The organism is Staphylococcus sp. GDY8P119P (assembly GCF_017892075.1).
Taxonomy (GTDB): Bacteria; Bacillota; Bacilli; order Staphylococcales; family Staphylococcaceae; genus Staphylococcus; species Staphylococcus ureilyticus.
The window spans coordinates 180,552-198,219 of sequence record NZ_JAESKJ010000006.1; the positions used below are offsets into that span (position 1 = coordinate 180,552).

Sequence of the window (17,668 nt, forward strand, 5' to 3'; positions counted from 1 at the left end):
GTCCTAACTTATGGAATATATTTTGATTATCACAGTAGCTATCGTTATTTTTTCTTTGATATTTGACTTTATCAATGGTTTCCATGATACAGCCAATGCCGTCGCTACTGCTGTTTCAACACGTGCATTAACTCCTAGAACTGCGATTATTTTGGCGTCAGTTATGAACTTTATTGGTGCGTTAACATTTACTGGAGTTGCAAGTACGATAACAAAAGATATTGTAGACCCATTTAAATTAGAAAATGGTCTAGTTGTGGTTTTAGCTGCTATTATGGCAGCAATTATTTGGAATTTAGTAACTTGGTTTTTTGGAATACCTAGTTCTTCTTCACATGCATTAATTGGATCAATTGCTGGTGCAGCAATTGCTTCTCAAGGTACATTTGCTGTACTACATTATCAAGGCTTTACAAAAATAATCATAGTATTACTTTTATCACCAGTTATTGCGTTTTGTGTTGGTTTTATTATGTATTCAATTGTTAAAGTAGTTTTCAAAAATGCAAATCTAACGAAAACGAATCGTAACTTTAGATTTTTCCAAATTTTCACAGCTTCATTACAATCATTTTCACATGGTACAAATGATGCACAAAAATCAATGGGGATTATTACTTTAGCACTTATAGTTGCGAATATCCAAACAGGTACAAGCACTGAGCCTCAATTATGGGTTAAGATTGCCTGTGCTACTGCAATGGGGTTGGGTACAGCTGTTGGTGGTTGGAAAATTATCAAAACAGTTGGTGGAAATATAATGAAAATACGTCCAGCTAATGGTGCAGCAGCGGATTTATCTTCTGCTTTAACTATTTTTGTTGCGTCATCACTACATTTCCCACTTTCAACGACACATGTTGTGTCTTCATCTATATTAGGTGTGGGTTCTTCTAACCGCATTAAAGGTGTGAAATGGAATACAGCACAACGTATGATTGTGACTTGGGTAATTACATTGCCTATTTCAGCATTATTAGCTGCTTTAATATATTTTGTAATTAATATTGTTTTATAAATATTAACAAAAATGAGTAATAAATAGCTGAATGACTTTAAAATAAATACAAGATAAAGATTCTATGACATAAATACTAGAAAAACAGCACTCGGATGATTCAATTCATCTGAGTGCTTCTTTGTTTTATGCCATAATTCGTATTGTTGGTTCGTATTCTTAGGAACGGAGCTTCAACCTGTAGTCTTCAGCTTGTCCTGTTCCTTCAAGCATCTCGTCAAAATATAATGTACACATATATAATTTTATATTGAAATACTTAAAAAAAGCACTTACGTATATTTAATAAACACTACTATACTAAATTATCAAGATGCTATATCGTATCATCCTAAAATATTTTATACTACCAACATAATAGGGACTTTATTGGTAGTAGGTAGTGTTTTTGTGTGTGCATTTCTGTGCGCTGCCTTTGCTTGTAGTGTTCGACTAATGCTATGTAGTTGTCATAAATGATTGTCGAGATTAAAATATATATAAATAAAGTAAGTAAACAAAATAAAGCGTCAATTTCTATAAAAACCTTATAGAAATTGACGCTTATTTATTAATGTTAGAGGTTTAAGATGCTTCCTCTTTTTAATGAATGTAATTATAGCTAGAAGCAGTAGATGCTGGAATTGTACGATAATCTACTGTACCTGGAGGTGTATTATAATTCATTTCTGATATTAAAATACTGCCATCAGGATTTACTTGCTCAACATATGCAACGTGACCAATTGGACCTTCGTAATTTTGCATGATAGAACCAGCAGTTGGCGTGTTGTTTACTGTGTAGCCGTCTGCTGCAGCATTGTTAGCCCAGTGATCAGCATTCCACCAATATGTACTAATTGGTTGTCCAGTTTCTGCTCTACGGTTAAATACATGCCATGTACATTGACCCCAATCATATAAATTAGCGTCACTAGCAGAATTATTACCAGTAGAAGGCGATTGTGTAGCAGTGTTACCAGAACCACCTGAACCACCAACACTTGATCCATTTGGAATCTTAAGTGATTGACCAGGTTGGATTAAATAACCATTTAGATTGTTCGCTGACATTAATGCATCAACTGAAACACCATAATTGTTAGCAATGATATTTAATGATTCACCAGATTTAACTGTATGTGAAGAACCACCTGATGTTTGTGAAGAAGCGTTTGAACTTGAGCTTTGACCACTTCCACCAATTTCGATAACTTGTCCCGGAAATACCATGTTGTTATCGAGGTTATTGTTTTGTTTAATCTCATCTACTGAAACACCATATTGTTCTGAGATTGTCCATAGTGACTCACCTGATTGTACTGTATGCTGTGTTGATGCTTCAGCTTCATGGTTAGCAATAAATGCTGCTGCACCTGAAGCAGCAGTGACTGCAAATGCAAACTTTTTCAAAAGAACTCCTCCTCACACCTATATAAATAACTCATTTTAAATTAAATATATCTGTTTGATTTTCTTTAATTGAATTCATGTTACATACTAACAAAAATTAGGTGACTTGTGTCTATTGTTATAGAGATGTAACATTATTAACATTTTAGAACATTGAGATGTAAACCTAATAAATACTTTTGTTATGGACTTTAAACGAAATTTTGGTTTTGAAATTCATTTAAAAATTTATGACTTTGTAACATTAGAAAACGTGTGGAATTCAATTAACGTTAACATCTTTTTGGAATTGATAGTTAAAATGTTTGATTTTAGGTGGAATAGTGAAAATGAAAGTAATGTATTTTATATAAACAAAACTTTAACAACATTTAAGCACATTAATCAGATATGTTGAGGAATACATTCTAATTAATGTGTAAGATGTTATAACATCTAAGGAGTGAAATAATTGGCTGAATCAACACAACAAATTAATCAAAAACAATCTAAATCAAAGCAGGATAAATCCAATTCTCATGCGTATGGTAAAGTATGGTTATTCTTTATTTATTATTGGATTATTTTTGGCATTGGTTGCTATTTTGGGCAGTTTTTACCCATGGAATGGAGAAAACCACTCTCTATCGTCTTGCTAGTTTTAGTTTTATTTACAGTTTTAACGAATCGTGCACGTAAATATGGATTGGTAATTTCACATATATATGCAATTATTGTCGGCTTATTGTCCTATGCTACATTTACAGCTTATTTGCAAAATTTAGGACCAGAAGTGTTTTATAAGAATGTGTTACTAGCAATAGGTGCTTTTATCGCATTTGGTTTAATTGGCTATTTCATTGTCGATAACGCTTCAGGAATGGGTAAATACTTATTTGTAACATTAGTGGCTCTGATTGTTGCTGGAATTATTGGTATGTTTGTGCATAACCCAATTTTCCATACAATCATTACAGTAGTAGGCTTACTATTATTCTTATTATATACAATATATGATTTTAATCGTATGAAACGTGGTCAGTATTCTCCACGAGAAATGGGATTCAACCTATTTATCAATTTATTACACATTATTAAATATGTGCTAAGACTTGCGAATAAATTTAAAAAGTAAATATTAGATTTAAAATTAAAAAATATGAGTTATAAATTCTAATAGAAGCGAGAGCCGTAACTGGATTTTTACAGAAATTCAGTTACGGTTTTTTAGATTATTATTTTGCTTTTAATTTTTATTTGTCTAGTATCTTAAAATGGTCATTACACAATATTCAGCTAATATAAGATTGACATGCAACGATGACTTTAATTTATGATTACATAATAATGTTATATAACAACTTATTTTATCAATAATAAAATATAAAAAAGTTAGAATTAAGGACGATGAATGAAAAAATATGTTGACAAATTAAATTATTATATTCAAAATTATGTAATGGTAAAACATGTACTTTGAAACTAAAACAGTGAATGTTCTATTTTCAAAAGATGAAAATATAAAAGAAATAATCAATTTTATAAAAATGATTTTATATGTATGGTGTATAACAGAATATGAGAGAGGTTGGAATATGGAAGTACAGTGTTTAAATATTATTTCTAATAATTTTTATCCTACTAAACGTGTAACAGATGGCATACTAGTATTACTGCCAATAAAAGGAGTATTAGAAATTCAACAATTTACAGCTAATATAAAAGTTGAAACGGAATTGTTAATCGTAAACCATACAGAAATTTTTAGCATTAAACGCAATGAAGCAACCATTTTATTATATATAGCGAGTGATTGGTTTTTAGAACGAGGTTATCCTTTTTTTGATTATCAATACGCCTCTAAGTTGATTCAGTCTACAGCACAATTAACTAAATCCTTAATTGAGCTGACGAAACACTATTTGAACGATACTTTAAGTTATGATATTTATGAAAATTACATGGTCAAAATTGTTGAAATTATTGCTAATGAAGCTAAAGTAGATTCGGATTATTTATCCCAACAAACTGATCACGCATACTTTGGTATTACTGGAGAAATACTTGATTATGTAAATCGTAATTTGAAGCAACCATTAACATTAAAGTCAATTGCTGACCATATATTTATTTCACAATCAAATATATCTAGTCAATTTTATAGTAAGCTAGATATGAATTTTAAAACTTATGTGGATACATTAAAATTGGCGGCATCTATGAAAGAGCTATTGGATAGTCAACATACCATTGGAGAAATATCTGATTTATACGGTTTTAGTAGTGCAGCACTTTACAGTAAAAAATTCAAACAATATTACGGTTACACACCTAATCAATATCGTAAACTCTCAAAATACAATAAGTATTTATATTTTCCTTATGAAACATTGAATGACACATTTAAAGATCAACTAAAGGCTCAACTTACTGCAAAATTAGAAGATAGTTATGTACAAAACAATGAAATTAGTATTTGTACTGATCATTTTTTGGATAATCGTAATTCATCCATGATTATTCAAATTTACACAATAGCAGAGTTATACCAATTGTATACTGATCCTAAAATGAGTTATTTGTTTGAAAATGAGGAACAGATTTATATTTATTGCAATATCAACGTAAAAGATATTCAACAATACATTTCTGAACAAAAAACATATAATGCTTTTGACTTTATCATATCAAACAATGCTAATTTGGTACTTAAAATCTACGAAAGTCAAGATGTTGAAATATATTTGAATCAGATTTGCAAACCCTATGCGGCTTATTTGCAAACTAGCACAAACTTAAACAGAGATTTATTAAAAAAGATAAGCTATTGTTTTGATTTAAGTACAATGTCAATAAAAGAGATATACCGGAATATTATCAAAATTAAACAATTTAGAGAGAATGTAAAATTTGGTATTGATATTACTCGTTTATTTAATGAACCAGATGCTTTTAAAATGATGGAAGTACAATTAAAGAGAATTGGTTTTGATTACTATTTTGTAGATAATCAAAAGTTATCGGTGCCATATTTTAATGAATCACATGAAATGCTGTTGACGAAAGAAATTTTTAAATTTAATTATATAAGGAAAATCATGGCAGAAATGTGTTTGGAGGATAGGTATTATTTTTTATTAAATGTAAGAAATAATTTTTTATTGCATGACGAGTCAATGAATATTATTGAAAGTCCGCCATTGTTAGTCGGTGTGTTTAAAAGAATATTAAAGCATTTTTCGGGTATAGGTGTAGATTTGATACAGCAAATGAACGGTAATGAGGCGTTATACTTATATGATAAAAGTGGTTTCCGTACATTGATAGGAACTATGTTTCATCGTTTAATAGAAAAAACACGTTATAAAGTTTATGAACATGATTTTTATACTATTATTGATCAAGAGGATAAAATTAGCGTTTATATCAGTGATTGGCAAATTATGGAAAATGAAGTTTCAAAGCACTATACAACAAAAATGTCGGTTAATATCAATTTCAAAGATTTGAAGTCAAGAAAAAAATATTTGATTTTTAAAGAGACATATAATAATGCACATGGAAATATCAATTGTGTGATACCTTGCAATTTGCGCGAGAAATATCCGTGGTCTGATATATTTATAGAAAAAATTGAATCATATAATCAGCCACGCATAAATGTTTTCGAACATTCATTTAACGACAAATCTTTAAGCGTAGCAATCGATCATAATACTGTACACATTATTGATATTTATAAATAAATGCTTAATCCTAAATTATATAATTAATTTAACATGTTTTGTGATATTCAATTTACTGCTGTTCGTAATAATGACAAAGCTATAAAAATAAATGATAAAGACAGAGTTACTTTTTTTAGAGATAATGAAATTGTATTGCTTACTAGCATTTGGAGGTGTAGCAACAATGAATGATGAAAAAAAGGCGCAGTTATTAAAAATTTATAAAAAATATAATAAAGTAATGTCTTATGTAGAAAATAAATATAAACTAACAATGAATGACATTGCTATTTTGGAAATAATACAACAAAATTGTCAACAGCAAAACATGCTGATGCAGCCATTTTTAAAAATTGCGACGACTGAACTCGATTTGAGTCGAACAAAAGTGTTGGCATCAATTCGACGATTAATTAACCAAGATCGTGTAAGCAAATTACGTTCGACAAAAGATGAGAGAAAAGTTTATTTATCGATGACTGAAGAAAATGATAGGAAGTATCACACTTTGTTAGATGAAATTGAAACACAGGTAGACTAAAATATTAAAAATTCATGTTTACATAATGACAATAAAGCTTTAATCAGTTACAAATATTAAATAGTATAATGATACTTCGTGACGAAAGTAGGACAGAAATTTAATTTTATTAATTGGATTTCGTCGTCTCCTCTAATAAGGATTACCTGAGCTTAAGCTCATGCATAAGAACCACTAACCCAACAAGTTGGGAAGTGGCAATAAGGATTACCTGAGCTTTAGCTCATGCATAAGAACCACTAACCCAACAAGTTGGGAAGTGGTTCTTTATATGTTTTAAAATCACTTTTAATATGTATTTAAGTACTCAAAGAAGCGGTTTTCATATCTTAAAATTACCGATGTATAATGTTAAAAGGGGCTAATTCATTCTATATGGATGATACTCTATGTGACAAACGATCAATGTTTGATACAAACTAATAAGTTGCCAAAGGGTATAGATATTTCGAGAGACGTAATAAAAAATACAAGCAAAGTAGTAGGTTAGTCTATGTGATATAATAAAAATATTGTATAATATGATGTACTGACATACGCATTTAATTAGAAAGTGAGATGACATTATGGGACGTAAGTGGAATAATATTAAAGAGAAAAAGGCCCAAAAAGATAAGAATACGAGTAGAATTTATGCTAAATTTGGTAAAGAAATTTATGTAGCGGCTAAATCTGGTGAGCCCGATCCAGTATCAAACCAAGCATTAAGGTTAACTCTAGAAAGAGCAAAAACATATTCTGTACCAAACCATATTATAGATAGAGCTATTGAAAAAGCTAAAGGTGGCGGAGAAGAAAATTATGATGAGTTGCGATATGAAGGGTTTGGCCCGAATGGCTCTATGATAATCGTAGATGCGCTTACTGATAATGTAAATAGAACTGCATCTGATGTTCGTGCTGCATTTGGTAAAAATGGAGGTAATATGGGAGTTTCTGGATCTGTTGCTTATATGTTTGAACACACTGCAGTATTTGGTGTTGAAGACAAGTCAGCGGATGATGTCTTGGAAAGCTTAATGGAACAAGAGATAGATGTTAAAGATGTCATTGATGAAGATGGTTTAACCATTGTATATGCTGAGCCTGATCAATTTGCCCAAGTGCAAGATGCATTACGTGCATCAGGTGTTGAAACATTTAAAGTAGCGGAATTTGAAATGTTACCACAGTCAGATATTGAGTTATCAGCAGAAGATCAGGAAACATTTGAACAATTAATTGATGCATTAGAAGAATTAGAAGATGTTCAGAATGTATTCCATAACGTGGATTTGAAATAGCATGAATAAAAATCAAGAAGTACAAAAATGGATTGACCAATTACAATTACATCCGCATCCAGAAGGTGGCTATTATAAAGAGACTATCAAAGCGGTACCGACTAGCTCAAATCAAAGATCGGCTTATTCGAGCATATACTTTCTTTTAACGCACGATAATATATCACATTTTCATCGAATAGATGCTGATGAAATCTGGTATTATCATGCAGGAGATTCTTTGACTGTTCACATGATATACCCTGATGGCAATTATCAAAAAGTAACAGTTGGCCCCAACATCGAAAGCGGTGATGTATTGCAACATGTTGTTCCAAAGGGCACAATTTTTGCATCGTCTATTGAAGGCTGTGCTGGTTATGCGCTTGTTGGTTGCATGTGTCATCCAGCATTTGAATTTAAACATTTTGAGTTATTGAGTAAAGAGTGGCTAAACGAAACATATCCAGCCTTAAAACACATTAATGATCGTTACGCTTTATCAATAATCGACATTAATAGTTAAATATAAAGGAAAACTCGTATTACTTTCTCGTTAAAACAGTTGTGAAAGTAATACGAGTTTTTTAAATATTATTTTGATGTACCAAAAACTTCATTAGCAATTTCAACAATATAAGCTAACTTTTTCCACTGTTCTTCTTCAGTTAATTTATTGCCTTCTTCAGTAGAAGCAAAGCCACATTGTGGACTTAGACAAATTTGTTCTAAATCTATATAGTTTTGTGCTTCTTTTATACGTTTTAAAATAGTGGTTTTATCTTCTAATTCACCATTTTTTGATGTGAATAATCCCAACACTGCAAATGAACGATCTTCTGGGAAAAATCTTAAAGGTTCGAAATCACCTGAGCGATTATCATCATATTCTAAGAAGAAACCATCTAATTGTTCTTTAAATAGATATGGAGCGATTGGTTCATAACCACCAGAAATAGCCCACGTAGATTGATAATTTCCACGACAAATATGTGTTGTGATCAATAAATCTTCTGGTAAACCACTGATTGCTTCATTGATAACTTTATAAGCGAGTTGACGTGCAACTTCTTTTTCAGATTCACTTCTATCACGCCCACGTGTGTTTTGTGTTCCTGATGTTAAATTTGCCCAATACACATCATCTAGTTGTATATAACGTGCACCGAGATCATAGAATTTTAGTAAACTATCGTGATAAGCTTTTGCTACATCATGCGCAAAATCAATGATATCAGGATAAATGTCTTCGTTTAAAATATTAGGATGGAACAATTGATTTGGACTTGGAATAGAAACTTTTGCCGTTGCACGGCCATTTACCTTTTCATATAAAAATTTAAAGTGTTCAAAATGGGGATGATTTGGGTTAAATGTAACTTTATCAACCACCTTGACGTTGTGATTTCTAGTTTCTACACCTTCAAATGTTAAACCACGCTCTGATGTGTAACCTTCAACACCATCTAAGTTTTCTAAGAAATCAAAATGCCACCAACTTCTGCGGAATTCACCATCAGTAATACTATGTAAGCCAATTTCTAGTTGTTTATCTATGATGCGTTCAATTTCCTCATCTTCTATATTTTTTAATGTTTGAGCATTAATAACGTTATTTTGATAATCTTTACGTGCATCTTTTAAACGTTGTGGACGTAGTAAACTTCCTACGTGATCTGCTCTAAATGGTCTTTGTGACGTTGACATATGGCTATCTCCCTTTTTAAAGAATTTTCTGAAAAATATATTAAAAATTTAACAAACTTCTCAACAATTGTCAATTTCGCTTTTACACTATGAAATATAGTACAATAAACATAATTATCTACTCGTTATTAATTAAAAATTTAAATGTAACAAACATAAGATGACATGTAAGGTTCAGTTTTATATAATAATGACAAGGAGTTGGTGGCAGTGAAAGTAAAATATATTGATAAACGTCACTGGCGTCGCATCATTGACCGAGAATATACGGAAGTCAAAGTGAATAATAACAAATTTAAAGGTATTATTGGGTTAGTAACGATGAAAAAGGTACGTGAACCTCTAGAAGTATCGGTCGTAGGACAAAATATTGTTGTGGCTGATGATAACTATCAGTGGTTACAAATATTACCTGAAAAAAAACGTTATAGTATCACAGTGATGTTAGACGACAATGGCAATCCATTAGAATATTACTTTGACATAAATATTAAAAACGTTACGCAAAAAGGAAATGCACGTACGATTGATTTATGCTTGGACGTATTAGCATTACCTAATGGAGAATACGAACTTGTTGATGAAGACGATTTGTTACGCGCGTTAAACCAAGGCCAAATAACCAAGAAGCAATATCACGAAGCTTATATTATCGCGCATCAGTTAATGATTAAAATTGATACAGATTTTACAACTATGCAGAATAAAATTATGTATTGTTTCCATAAAATAAAACAAAAGTCGAAATCTCAAAAGCAATCCTCTTTTAATAAACATAAATTTAAAGGCAAAAAGCATAAAAACGTTGTGTACAATGAGGCTAAACATAAGCCAATAAAAAATTACAATAAGCATCATAATCATTCTAATCAAGATAATAGCAAATCACATCAAAGTAAGATAAAAGATTCTAATGCATCTCAATAATCTTGAAATTGTTATAAAAAATTCCCTATATTAGTCAAGCGTTAACCATGTTATAGTAAACACTGCGAGAATTGAAGAGTATTAAAAGTAATTCATTAGCGCAAAGTAAATAAAAGTAAGGCCACCATAAATAAAGATATTTAGTATTTGTAAAAAATAGGGGGATAATTATGAAGATTGACGATTATCGCTTGTTAACTACATTAGATGAGACGAAAACGCTCAGAAAAGCAGCGGAAATTTTATACATCTCTCAACCAGCAGTAACACAACGATTAAAAGCGATAGAAAATGCATTTGGCGTCGACATATTCATTCGTACAAAAAAACAATTAATAACGACGACTGAAGGCATGATGATTATTGAACATGCACGTGATATGTTGAATAGAGAGCGTCTGTTTTTAGATAAGATGCAAGCACATATCGGTGAAGTAAATGGTACGATTTCTATTGGTTGTTCATCCTTAATAGGGCAAACGTTGTTGCCGGTAGTATTGAATTTGTATACACGACAATTTCCAAATGTAGAAATCCAAGTTCAAGTAGGGTCGAGTGAACAAATTAAAGCTAATCATAGAGATTACCATGTGATGATTATTCGTGGGAATAAAATGATGAATTTAAGCAACACGCATTTATTTAATGACGAACATTATTTTATACATCCTAAAAATCGTAATGATGAAGTAGAAAAGATGCCGTTTATCGAATTTCAGGCTGATCCTATATACATTAATCAAATTAAAGAATGGTATGGCAGCCAAATTGGTCAAGATTATCATGCGATGATTACGGTTGATCAAGTGGCGACATGTAAAGAAATGTTATTAAATGGCGTTGGCGTGACCATATTGCCGGAAATCATGATGAAACACTTAGATAGGGAACAGTTTGCGTTTCAACGCGTAGATATAGACGATAAACCGCTGATTCGTTCTACTTATTTAAGCTATGATCCAAGCATGTTACAGTTGCCGCAAGTTGATTCATTTATTAATTTAATAATGGAATACGTGGAATAACAATTTTAGATAATTGAATATTTTGGTTCATTGATAAATATAACTTTATGAAGAGTTATATGAATTTAATAGGAATAGAGGACGCTAAATGTTTAGTGAATTGTTACATATAAAAAATTACAAATTATTTGTCGTTAATATGATGATGTTAGGTATGGGCATCGCCATTACTGTACCGTATCTGGTATTATTTGCTACAAATGATTTAGGTATGACTTCTAGCCAATATGGGTTGCTATTAGCATTAGCTGCAATTAGCCAATTTACAATGAATACAATTGTAGCACGCTTTTCTGATACACATAGTATCAACAGAAAGACAATTATTATTACTGCACTTTTTATGGGGGCAGTCAGCTTTTCAATTTATTTTTACATTCATGAAATCTGGGTTTTTATAGTAATGTATGCCATTTTCCAAGGTTGTTTTGCCCCAGCCATGCCTCAAATGTATGCGTCAGCAAGAGAATCAATCAATACTTCTACATCAAAGGACAGAGCGAAATTTGCTAACGCTGTATTACGTTCAATGTTTTCATTTGGTTTCTTGTTCGGTCCACTTATTGGTGCATTGTTACTCAGTTTTAAAGGATATGCGGGTTTATTTGGCGGAACGATAACAATCATATTATTCACACTATTATTACAAGTTTTTTTCTTTAAAGATATTCAAACAAAGCATACAGTAGCAGATAGTACACATGTTGAAGCGGCGGCACCTAATATGTTGCGTGACAAGGTCTTATTTGTACCCTTTTTAGCTTTTATTTTATTACATATAGGACAATGGATGTACACGTTGAATATGCCATTGTATGTGACGAACTTTTTGAAAGAACCAGAAAGTCGAGTAGGTGTGCTAGCTAGTATTTGTGCAGGACTTGAAGTACCTTTCATGGTCATATTAGGCATTTTATCTGCTAAATTGTCGACACGTACGCTATTGATACTTGGGGGATTATTCGGAGGATTATTTTATTTTAGTATTGGCGTATTTAATAGTCTGATCATGATGATAATAGGACAGGTGTTTCTAGCTATTTTTCTAGCTATTTTACTTGGATTAGGGATTAGTTATTTCCAAGATATTTTACCTGATTTTCCTGGTTATGCATCTACATTATTTGCGAATGCGATGGTTATCGGACAATTATGTGGTAATCTTCTCGGTGGTATAATGAGTCACTGGGTAGGCTTAGGTAATGTGTTCTTTGTTTCTGCAGGTTCAATATTTTTAGGTATGATTTTAATATATTTTACAAAAGAACAAAAATTTACAGAAGAAAGTATGGAGTAGATAGAAATGACATTGATTTTATGGTTATGCATTATAGCATCATTTATTTTAGCGTTTATTGGTTTAATAAAGCCAATCATACCGTCAGTACTTGTATTATGGATTGGTTTCTTAATTTATCAATTCGGCTTTGACAATCATCATCTGTCTTGGATATTTTATGTATCGATGGCATTGTTCACAATATTTATCATTATTGCAGATTTCATTATGAATAAATATTTTGTCAGCAAGTTCGGCGGATCAAAATTAAGTGAGTATGCAGCGTTGATTGGTGTTATTGTAGGCTGTTTTGTCTTTCCACCATTTGGAATAATTATTATTCCATTTATAGCTGTGTTAGTAGTTGAATTTATACAAGAGCCGAATTTTTCTAAAGCTTTAAAGGCAAGTTTTGGTTCAGTAATTGCGTTTTTAGCAAGTTCCATCGCTCAAGCGATAATAATGATTATTATGGTTGTTTGGTTTTTTATAGATGCATTATTAATCAATTAATCAATGTGATGAAATATATTACAAACGGTGTACAATCATGGTGAGCGCACTTATAGCATAAATAAAGTGAAATTTAAGCAATCTTCTTGTTTTCGTAATTACTACTTTAGTATAATCACTCACATGTGTTAAAAAGCGGAAAAGGAAGGGAGTCTTAAATGAAATATCCAATTGCTATATGGATGCTTGCAATCGGTGCTTTTGCAATCGGAATGACAGAGTTTGTAATTATGGGATTATTGCCAAACATTGCTAGAGATTTTGATGTCAGTGTAAGCCAAGCAGGGCAACTGATTACAGGTTATGCTTTAGGTGTAGCTATCGGTGGGCCTATCATTGTGATGTTAACAATTAAATGGAATAGAAAATATTTATTGTTGGCATTAATGGCGATATTTATTGTAGGAAATATTGCAGCCTCATTTAGCCCGAATTATGGCTTTATGATGACGAGTCGAATTATTACTTCATTAGCTCACGGTTCATTTTTTGGTATAGGTTCAATATTAGCAGCGAGTATGGTTAAGCCAGAAAAGCGTGCGAGTGCGATGGCATTAATGTTTATGGGCTTAAGCATGAGTAATATTTTAGGCGTGCCGTTTGGAACTTTAATCGGACAAAACTTTGGTTGGCCAATGACATTTATTATTATATCAGTCATCGGAGCTTTAGCATTAATAGGTATTATCATATTTGTACCGATGAAAAAAGAAACAGTTAAATCATCTGTATTAAATGAACTGAAAATTTTAAAAGAAAAGCGTTTATGGTTAACCTTAGCTGTTACATTATTCGGATTTAGTAGTGTATTTGCTTACTTTACTTATATATCAACAGTGCTCATTGATGTGTCACATGTACAAGAAAATTTAATCTCATATTTATTGATTATATTTGGTATTGGGGTCACATTAGGTAATGTTGTAGGTGGAAAGCTTGCAGATTGGAATTTAAATAAGGCATTAAAAATAATATTTAGTGTATTTATTTTATATTTCATTTTATTATACTTTGTGCAAATGAATGGATTATTAATGGTAGCAGGTATTTTCTTTTTCGGTCTCATCGGTTTCAGTATGAGTCCGTCGCTACAATATAAAAGTACGTTAATTTCACAAGATGCACCAACACTTGCGAGTACACTTAACCAATCAGCATTTAATTTAGGTAATGCTTTGGGTGCATTTATCGGAGGTGTCGTGGTAACAAATTTACCAGTTGCATCGTTAAGTTTAATTGCGCCGATTCTAACAGTGATTGGTCTTATTTTCTTATTTATTAATATTGCAATAGAAAAGAAAGAAAATATAACAACATAGGTGAAACATAAACTAAAAACACGTCAGCCACTTCTCGAATTTTAGAAGCTTGTGCTAACGTGTTTTTTAATAGTATTTATAATGAAGCATTGGTGTTTTTATTAGTAAAATGATGATCGATATATAATGCGATTGGAATGAATATAAATGAAATGATAATAAAAGTCCAATTGCTAATTAATAAATAAGGGCCTACAGTTAAAAACATCTGTGGAATGAAAAAGACATAAAATATTCCACATACAGATAAAAGTAAAACGAGATATGTTAATAACCAAGATAAGTGTGATGTATTAAAACAACGTATTTGTACAGTTTTAAATAACATCCAAATAAAGAAAAATATGATAGCAATACCTACGATTAAAGTAAGCGGGAAAGTATATAAATATAGTCGTTTTGCACCAATAAAAAATCCAGCAAACCCTTTGAGAAAACAAAAAATACCCACAAAAAGCATAATATGACGCATAATGTATTTGAAAATGTTTCTTATTGTTTCATTTGGTAAACGTCTAAGTTCTCTTTTGGCATGGGCTTTAGGATCGTGATCAAAGAATTCCATTGCTAATGTGCCATCCTTTTCAGCTTCTAATAACTGATTTAAAACACGGTTTAACATTTTTTCAGAATCATGTGGGTTGACACTCAAATCAGCTCTGACATAAGTCATGTAGTTTTCAAACGTATCTCTGTCTGTATTATTTAAGCGTAATGCTTTCACATTGTTTTCACGCATTAATTTATCAGTAGATTTCATTGGCATTTGGCATTCCTTCTTATGTATAAAATATATTTATAATGCTAATTATGACGAAAATAGTATTATAAATCAATAACACTTTCAAAGGAGTAATAATGGAGTATTTAAAACAATCACATCAACAATATTTAAATGAAATTGCGGAAATTCATGAACGACAACTTAACCAACAGTATGAGCATTATCAAAACACTACTATTTCTGTTGCATTACGCAAAGAAATGATTGAAAATGGATTATTAGCCAATACTGATGTTGTGATTACCGAAATACAAGACCAACAAATGATTGCTTTTATTTGGGCAAGATATATAAAGCAATATCAAAAGGTTATTATTGAAATGATGTATGTTTCGGAAGACAATCGAAATCAAGGTATCGCGAAAGCATTAAAAAAAGAGGTTGAAATATGGGCATATAGGAGGGGTGCTTCAGAAATTGAAAGCACGGTAGTCAATCACAACCATGCCATGAAAGATTTGAATTTTAAACTTGGATATTATATAAGTACGGTGACTATGAATAAAAGATTAAGAATAAATAATGAAGATGAGTAAAAATAATGATAAAATTATATTATTATTATGAAATTAACAAAAGGAGTTCTTACATGAAGAAATGTTTAGCACTCATACTAGCATCCACTGTCTTATTGACTGCATGTGGGAAAAATGATGAAAAAAGCAACGTTAGAGAAAGATATTGATAAATTGGAAAAACAAAATAAAGATTTGAAAAAACAAAAAGAAGACTTAGAAAAAGAGAAAGATAAACTGAAAGATAAGTCGAAGAATTTGGAAAAAGATGTTAATGCTGAAACATAAGCTTCTATACTAATTGCGTTACAAATGGATTTCATGCAATATTTCCCAGGAAATTATTGTACTATCGTTTTACAAATTGTTATAATGGGTATCATTAACGTAATGAATATAAAAAGTTTCTAAAAAATAGATTTGAAATTATGAGTCAGTTGCTTAGTATTACTTTATATTAAGTGTGACTTTATAATAATCATTTATTATACGTAGTTTATAAATAATCATTTTTCATTAGGAGAAAGAGGGAATAACGATGCATGAAAAAGATTTTGTATTATTAGAAGGGCGTTCAATTACGCTTCCAGAATTAGGTAGAGAAATTGAAAGTATTACTGGTAGAGAAATCAAAGATTCGACTGGTGAAATTAAACGTGTTATTGCACATTTACCCAATTTTGAATCTGATACAGATACATTTGTAGCTACTTACAAATTAAATCATAAAAATGATTTCATAGATGCAACATTTACGGCGCCCAAAAGTGAACGTGGTCGGTTGAAAGAAGTAGCTGTAAACGTTGAATTGATTAGCTATATTTCAAGAGCATAAGCAATGTTTAATCCATGTGATAGCGCGGTATGAGAATAATCATAACGCGTTATTTTCTATAGAAATTTAATTTCCAGTTTAGAGGTGTAACAGTATGACAGTTTATATAGAAACTGAGCGTTTAAGGTTACGGGACTGGCAAGCAGAAGATTTACTTCCATTTCAGCAGATGAACGCGAATCACCAAGTCCGTAGATATTTTCCAAGTTTATTAAGTTTTCGACGTTCAGAACATGATATGAAAAAGATGAATGATATTATTATCAATCATGATATAGGCCTTTTTGCTGTTGAATTAAAAGAAACAAATGGATGGCTTGGTTTTATCGGATTGAACTATGTACCTAAAGCCAGCAAGTATACGTTTGATGAGCTACCATTCTATGAAATCGGTTGGCGTTTGATCCCCGAAGTGTGGGGGAATGGTTTCGCTACTGAAGGTGCAGAAGCGGTACTCGAATATGCAAAACAGCTGGGGATTAACGAGGTCTATGCATTTACTTCAGAAAATAATGAACCTTCACGTAAGGTTATGGAAAAAATAGGTATGAAATTATATGATTTCTTTGAATATCCAGAATTAAGTAAGTATCATCCACTTAAAAGACATGTTAGATATTATAAAGATTTAACAAAACAAGCAAAATAAAATTGTAAATAAGTAATGGGGTATAAATCCTATTCTTATGAAGAAGACTAATCCAATTTTTAATATATGGATTAGTCTTTTTGTTTACTATGATTTTGTATCGTCCATGCCTGCCTGGGAATGTGATTCAAGCCATTAGTCTCTCATTCATATCATTTCCCTAGGCGTCAGCATGACATAAAAGCGGTATGGTGA

17 protein-coding genes and 1 pseudogene are annotated in these 17,668 nt (G+C 31.3%); 15 read left to right on the forward strand and 3 right to left on the reverse strand.

The features are described 5' to 3' along the window. Positions 1–10 precede the first annotated feature (10 nt). Positions 11–1,018, forward strand: a complete 1,008-nt coding sequence (locus KA830_RS04920; RefSeq protein WP_046207339.1) for an inorganic phosphate transporter — start codon at positions 11–13, stop codon at positions 1,016–1,018. A 582-nt stretch (positions 1,019–1,600) separates the two neighbouring features. Here KA830_RS04920 and KA830_RS04925 read toward each other — a convergent pair. Next, the gene (locus tag KA830_RS04925; protein ID WP_046207340.1) at positions 1,601–2,410 is read right to left on the reverse strand and encodes a LysM peptidoglycan-binding domain-containing protein; all 810 of its coding nucleotides are present in this window, start codon (positions 2,408–2,410) and stop codon (positions 1,601–1,603) included. A 451-nt stretch (positions 2,411–2,861) separates the two neighbouring features. On the opposite strand from KA830_RS04925, the gene KA830_RS04930 reads away from it, so the two are divergent. The 5 genes from KA830_RS04930 to KA830_RS04950 all read left to right on the forward strand — a co-directional run bounded on the left by KA830_RS04930 (position 2,862) and on the right by KA830_RS04950 (position 8,446). Further along, complete coding sequence (locus KA830_RS04930) at positions 2,862–3,524, forward strand: Bax inhibitor-1/YccA family protein (RefSeq protein ID WP_046207341.1); 663 nt, start codon at positions 2,862–2,864, stop codon at positions 3,522–3,524. A 460-nt stretch (positions 3,525–3,984) separates the two neighbouring features. After that, a complete protein-coding gene (locus tag KA830_RS04935) occupies positions 3,985–6,135 on the forward strand; it encodes a helix-turn-helix transcriptional regulator (RefSeq protein WP_204180176.1) in 2,151 nt (716 codons plus the stop codon). Positions 6,136–6,301: 166 nt separating this feature from the next. Next, the gene (locus tag KA830_RS04940; protein WP_046207343.1) at positions 6,302–6,658 is read left to right on the forward strand and encodes a transcriptional regulator, SarA/Rot family; all 357 of its coding nucleotides are present in this window, start codon (positions 6,302–6,304) and stop codon (positions 6,656–6,658) included. 566 nt (positions 6,659–7,224) lie between these two features. Then, positions 7,225–7,941 (forward strand): YebC/PmpR family DNA-binding transcriptional regulator, encoded by a 717-nt coding sequence (locus KA830_RS04945; protein ID WP_046207344.1) that lies wholly within the window; start codon positions 7,225–7,227, stop codon positions 7,939–7,941. A gap of 1 nt (position 7,942) precedes the next feature. Next, positions 7,943–8,446 (forward strand): cupin domain-containing protein, encoded by a 504-nt coding sequence (locus tag KA830_RS04950; RefSeq protein WP_064209557.1) that lies wholly within the window; start codon positions 7,943–7,945, stop codon positions 8,444–8,446. Between the two features lie 68 nt (positions 8,447–8,514). Here KA830_RS04950 and KA830_RS04955 read toward each other — a convergent pair whose 3' ends face one another. Continuing rightward, positions 8,515–9,627, reverse strand: a complete 1,113-nt coding sequence (locus tag KA830_RS04955; protein WP_204180177.1) for a 5-methyltetrahydropteroyltriglutamate--homocysteine S-methyltransferase — start codon at positions 9,625–9,627, stop codon at positions 8,515–8,517. Between the two features lie 210 nt (positions 9,628–9,837). On the opposite strand from KA830_RS04955, the gene KA830_RS04960 reads away from it, so the two are divergent. The 5 genes from KA830_RS04960 (at position 9,838) to KA830_RS04980 (ending at position 14,690) form a co-directional block, all read left to right on the forward strand. Continuing rightward, positions 9,838–10,554: a ribonuclease FAU-1 family protein gene (locus KA830_RS04960; protein WP_064209555.1), complete on the forward strand. Its 717-nt coding sequence runs from the start codon at positions 9,838–9,840 to the stop codon at positions 10,552–10,554. 170 nt (positions 10,555–10,724) lie between these two features. Next, the gene (locus KA830_RS04965; RefSeq protein WP_046207348.1) at positions 10,725–11,579 is read left to right on the forward strand and encodes a LysR family transcriptional regulator; all 855 of its coding nucleotides are present in this window, start codon (positions 10,725–10,727) and stop codon (positions 11,577–11,579) included. Positions 11,580–11,667: 88 nt separating this feature from the next. Further along, entirely contained in the window at positions 11,668–12,876 is a 1,209-nt protein-coding gene (locus KA830_RS04970) for a sugar efflux transporter (protein ID WP_046207349.1), read from the forward strand. 6 nt (positions 12,877–12,882) lie between these two features. Then, on the forward strand, positions 12,883–13,371 hold the full coding sequence (locus tag KA830_RS04975; protein WP_107360323.1) for a DUF456 domain-containing protein: 489 nt from the start codon (positions 12,883–12,885) through the stop codon (positions 13,369–13,371). A gap of 158 nt (positions 13,372–13,529) precedes the next feature. Continuing rightward, positions 13,530–14,690, forward strand: a complete 1,161-nt coding sequence (locus KA830_RS04980) for an MFS transporter (protein WP_046207351.1) — start codon at positions 13,530–13,532, stop codon at positions 14,688–14,690. Between the two features lie 76 nt (positions 14,691–14,766). On the opposite strand, the gene KA830_RS04985 is transcribed toward KA830_RS04980, so the two are convergent. Continuing rightward, positions 14,767–15,450 carry a DUF1129 family protein gene (locus tag KA830_RS04985; RefSeq protein ID WP_046207554.1) on the reverse strand — a complete coding sequence of 228 codons (684 nt, stop codon included), beginning with the start codon at positions 15,448–15,450 and terminating at the stop codon, positions 14,767–14,769. 98 nt (positions 15,451–15,548) lie between these two features. Here KA830_RS04985 and KA830_RS04990 point away from each other — a divergent pair, with 98 nt between their 5' ends. The 4 genes and pseudogenes from KA830_RS04990 (at position 15,549) to KA830_RS05005 (ending at position 17,473) form a co-directional block, all read left to right on the forward strand. Next, the gene (locus tag KA830_RS04990) at positions 15,549–16,010 is read left to right on the forward strand and encodes a GNAT family N-acetyltransferase (protein WP_204180178.1); all 462 of its coding nucleotides are present in this window, start codon (positions 15,549–15,551) and stop codon (positions 16,008–16,010) included. A 53-nt stretch (positions 16,011–16,063) separates the two neighbouring features. Further along, a pseudogene (locus KA830_RS04995) lies at positions 16,064–16,262 on the forward strand (SA0632 family lipoprotein); the annotation flags it as partial. A gap of 265 nt (positions 16,263–16,527) precedes the next feature. Beyond that, on the forward strand, positions 16,528–16,824 hold the full coding sequence (locus KA830_RS05000; protein ID WP_046207354.1) for a hypothetical protein: 297 nt from the start codon (positions 16,528–16,530) through the stop codon (positions 16,822–16,824). A 94-nt stretch (positions 16,825–16,918) separates the two neighbouring features. Next, the gene (locus KA830_RS05005) at positions 16,919–17,473 is read left to right on the forward strand and encodes a GNAT family N-acetyltransferase (protein ID WP_204180179.1); all 555 of its coding nucleotides are present in this window, start codon (positions 16,919–16,921) and stop codon (positions 17,471–17,473) included. The last annotated feature ends 195 nt before the right edge of the window (positions 17,474–17,668 follow it).

What these genes read in the sequence shown, in the direction of transcription:
- KA830_RS04920 (WP_046207339.1), top strand. Translation starts at nt 11, where the DNA reads ATGGAATATATTTTGATTATCACAGTAGCTATCGTTATTTTTTCTTTG.
- KA830_RS04935 (WP_204180176.1), top strand. Translation starts at nt 3,985, where the DNA reads ATGGAAGTACAGTGTTTAAATATTATTTCTAATAATTTTTATCCTACT.
- KA830_RS04940 (WP_046207343.1), top strand. Translation starts at nt 6,302, where the DNA reads ATGAATGATGAAAAAAAGGCGCAGTTATTAAAAATTTATAAAAAATAT.
- KA830_RS04945 (WP_046207344.1), top strand. Translation starts at nt 7,225, where the DNA reads ATGGGACGTAAGTGGAATAATATTAAAGAGAAAAAGGCCCAAAAAGAT.
- KA830_RS04950 (WP_064209557.1), top strand. Translation starts at nt 7,943, where the DNA reads ATGAATAAAAATCAAGAAGTACAAAAATGGATTGACCAATTACAATTA.
- KA830_RS04955 (WP_204180177.1), bottom strand. Translation starts at nt 9,627, where the DNA reads ATGTCAACGTCACAAAGACCATTTAGAGCAGATCACGTAGGAAGTTTA.
- KA830_RS04965 (WP_046207348.1), top strand. Translation starts at nt 10,725, where the DNA reads ATGAAGATTGACGATTATCGCTTGTTAACTACATTAGATGAGACGAAA.
- KA830_RS04970 (WP_046207349.1), top strand. Translation starts at nt 11,668, where the DNA reads ATGTTTAGTGAATTGTTACATATAAAAAATTACAAATTATTTGTCGTT.
- KA830_RS04975 (WP_107360323.1), top strand. Translation starts at nt 12,883, where the DNA reads ATGACATTGATTTTATGGTTATGCATTATAGCATCATTTATTTTAGCG.
- KA830_RS04980 (WP_046207351.1), top strand. Translation starts at nt 13,530, where the DNA reads ATGAAATATCCAATTGCTATATGGATGCTTGCAATCGGTGCTTTTGCA.
- KA830_RS04985 (WP_046207554.1), bottom strand. Translation starts at nt 15,450, where the DNA reads ATGAAATCTACTGATAAATTAATGCGTGAAAACAATGTGAAAGCATTA.
- KA830_RS04990 (WP_204180178.1), top strand. Translation starts at nt 15,549, where the DNA reads ATGGAGTATTTAAAACAATCACATCAACAATATTTAAATGAAATTGCG.
- KA830_RS05000 (WP_046207354.1), top strand. Translation starts at nt 16,528, where the DNA reads ATGCATGAAAAAGATTTTGTATTATTAGAAGGGCGTTCAATTACGCTT.
- KA830_RS05005 (WP_204180179.1), top strand. Translation starts at nt 16,919, where the DNA reads ATGACAGTTTATATAGAAACTGAGCGTTTAAGGTTACGGGACTGGCAA.